The organism is Oribacterium sp., assembly GCF_057249185.1.
Window position 1 is genome coordinate 1 of the sequence record NZ_DBHIGR010000262.1, and the last position, 1,692, is coordinate 1,692.

Genomic DNA, 1,692 nt, shown 5'->3' on the forward strand with positions numbered 1-1,692 from the left:
TGAAGATGAAATTGCCAAGATGTGGCAGGAAGGTAGCCGTTCTCACTGCCCCCACTGGAAAAGCAATGAAAATGAATACCAGACCGTAAAATATCAGGCTATCGGACATTTGGCGATTGAAGGTGCGCACCCGGCAGGTTCCGCTTCCGAAAAGGAAGAGGATGTTGCAAAGAAAAAGAAAATCCTGGCGGATTCCATTGCCAAAAAAGTGGCGGCAAAGATGGGTTCCTAAATCCTGTGAACCGTAAATTACCGAGAAGATTATACGCTGAACCATAAAGATAATGGATAGAATCGGAGAGACTTTATGAATATCGTTTTACATGAACCGGAAATTCCTTTTAATACCGGAGCCATCGGCAGAACCTGCGTGGCAACCAAAAGTACCCTGCACCTGATTAAGCCCTACGGTTTTATTTTGAATGATAAAAATATCAAAAAAGCCGGCATGGATTACTGGCCTTTACTAAAGCTTCGGGAATACATTTCCTATGAGGAATTTATGGCAGGTGTGGAGGAGGAAAGAAAGATTGCCCTTCCCAAGGTTTGGTACGCCACCACCAAGGCTCATAAAACTCACACGGAGGTCTCCTTTTCTCCCAATGATTACATTGTCTTCGGAAAGGAATCCGCAGGCATTCCGGAGGAAATTCTGGTGGATAACGAGGAGCAGTGTATTCGTATTCCCATGTTGGAGGAAGCTCGCTCCTTAAATCTTTCCAATTCTGTAGCCATCATTTTATATGAAGCCCTCCGGCAGCAGGACTTTCCTTTCTTAAGTAAGGAAGGGGCGTTACATCATTTGCAGTGGAAGAAATAGCGTTACTACTTTCTTTGAGAATCCTTATATTCTTCTTCCAACTCATCAATCAGATATAAGTCACTTCTGCAATGCATATCGGAAATGCCTTGGCTAATGAGTTGATACAGCTCAGATTTATAAAAAAAATCCAAGGCATTTTCTAAAGACATTTTTTCTTTCTCTGCAAAGCCTGCTATAATGCGGGCGTATTTTTTTTGTAAAAGAACGGGATGGGCATTCATAGCTGCACCCCCCATTCTTTCATCACAGACAAAAGCTCCTGAAGGATATATTCTTTTCCTTGCGTATGAAGCACCTCGTATTCCGGTATGATATAGTTCTGCAAAAAGTTTTTTCCACTGCTAAGCCCCTGATAAACACTTGCTCCATCCTTATGCAAAGCTTCTGCTAAACTTTCAATACAAAACAGGGTAAATTCCAGTTCATGAATGTTATTCAGTTTGTTCTCTAGCGATTCTTTCATCACATTACCTTCTCTTTTGCTCATTCTCCTGAATATAATTCCATTTTAAACTGTAGTTCATTATACCATGCAAGTTTAAAAATAGCGGTAATGACATTTCTTTATCGCCATTACCGCCATTTTCCCAAGCTCTGGACTCCCAAAGCTTCTCACTATTCAAATTCTTTTTAGTTATCCCCTGCATCTTCCTCAGAGAGAGTAAAGGTAAATCTCTTCTTGATTTCCTCATCGGATGCCAGGTACTCATCATAGGTGGTGAGCTTATCAATAAGCTTTCCGTCAATGATTTCCATGATACGGTTTGCAGTTGTCTCCACAACCTGATGGTCACGGGAGGCAAAGATAATTACACCGGGGAAGTTCTTTAAGCCGTCGTTCAAGGCGGAAATCGCTTCCATATCCAGGT

The 1,692-nt window shown here is 41.7% G+C and carries 3 protein-coding genes and 2 pseudogenes; 2 read left to right on the forward strand and 3 right to left on the reverse strand.

Annotated elements, in window-relative coordinates:
* Both ACO4PX_RS10200 and ACO4PX_RS10205 read left to right on the forward strand, forming a co-directional pair.
* Nucleotides 1-232, forward strand: a pseudogene (locus ACO4PX_RS10200) (hypothetical protein); the annotation flags it as partial.
* A 75-nt stretch (nucleotides 233-307) separates the two neighbouring features.
* Nucleotides 308-820 (forward strand): tRNA (cytidine(34)-2'-O)-methyltransferase, encoded by a 513-nt coding sequence (locus ACO4PX_RS10205; RefSeq protein WP_315375891.1) that lies wholly within the window; start codon nucleotides 308-310, stop codon nucleotides 818-820.
* 5 nt (nucleotides 821-825) lie between these two features.
* Here the strand turns inward: ACO4PX_RS10205 and ACO4PX_RS10210 are convergent, their stop codons facing one another.
* The 3 genes and pseudogenes from ACO4PX_RS10210 to ACO4PX_RS10220 form a co-directional block, all read right to left on the reverse strand.
* Complete coding sequence (locus ACO4PX_RS10210) at nucleotides 826-1,044, reverse strand: DUF3791 domain-containing protein (protein WP_040649623.1); 219 nt, start codon at nucleotides 1,042-1,044, stop codon at nucleotides 826-828.
* Nucleotides 1,041-1,286: a DUF3791 domain-containing protein gene (locus ACO4PX_RS10215; protein WP_314999134.1), complete on the reverse strand. Its 246-nt coding sequence runs from the start codon at nucleotides 1,284-1,286 to the stop codon at nucleotides 1,041-1,043. Before ACO4PX_RS10215 ends, ACO4PX_RS10210 begins: the two co-directional genes overlap by 4 nt.
* 167 nt (nucleotides 1,287-1,453) lie before the next feature.
* Nucleotides 1,454-1,692: pseudogene (locus ACO4PX_RS10220) on the reverse strand (ABC transporter ATP-binding protein); the annotation flags it as partial.

Bases quoted from the DNA above. Each gene is read 5' to 3' on its own strand.
- ACO4PX_RS10210 (WP_040649623.1), bottom strand. From the start codon at position 1,044: ATGAATGCCCATCCCGTTCTTTTACAAAAAAAATACGCCCGCATTATA.
- ACO4PX_RS10215 (WP_314999134.1), bottom strand. From the start codon at position 1,286: ATGAAAGAATCGCTAGAGAACAAACTGAATAACATTCATGAACTGGAA.
- ACO4PX_RS10205 (WP_315375891.1), top strand. From the start codon at position 308: ATGAATATCGTTTTACATGAACCGGAAATTCCTTTTAATACCGGAGCC.